The organism is Arsukibacterium sp. MJ3, assembly GCF_000987765.1.
In the GTDB taxonomy this organism is placed as follows: domain Bacteria; phylum Pseudomonadota; class Gammaproteobacteria; order Enterobacterales; family Alteromonadaceae; genus Alishewanella.
The window spans coordinates 1-498 of record NZ_LAHP01000158.1 but is presented as its reverse complement, the minus strand read 5'-3'; the positions used below and the strand labels follow the sequence as shown (position 1 = coordinate 498).

Annotated in this window: 1 protein-coding gene; it reads right to left on the bottom strand. The window is 43.2% G+C overall.

From position 1 onward, the window contains the following. A partial coding sequence (locus VT06_RS17270) for an EAL domain-containing protein (RefSeq protein WP_046555570.1) occupies window positions 1–498 on the bottom strand: 498 nt, incomplete at both ends.

The window sequence follows — 498 nt, the reverse complement described above, 5'->3', positions numbered from 1 at the left end:
ATAAAATCCTTGAATTAAATCAGCGCAATGCGCGTGCAAAAACTCTACTTGTTGCAGGGTTTCCACACCTTCCGCTACAACATCTATTTCTAGTGCACCGGCCATTTGAATCAATGCATTAAGCAATGCAGTTTGATGCTTATCTTGGGGTACACCATCCACAAAACTTTTGTCGATTTTCAGCATTGATATCGGAAAGTGCTGCAAGTAACTCGTAGAGGAATACCCAGTACCGAAATCGTCAATCGTAAGCATTACCCCTTTTTTATGAATCTCAAGCAAGAGATTGCGCTGGCGCTCCCGATCGGGAAGTAACATTGATTCAGTAATTTCAAATGTAAATGCCGAGGGTGGAATTTGGTATTCTTCCAGAATGCCAAACCATACTTCCACAGCATTGTTATCGTAAAACTGATGTGATGAAAAATTAACGGCCAACCGCCCTTCAATGCCAGCACTCCGCAGTTTCGGGATATCCATGCAGGCTTGCCGAAGAAC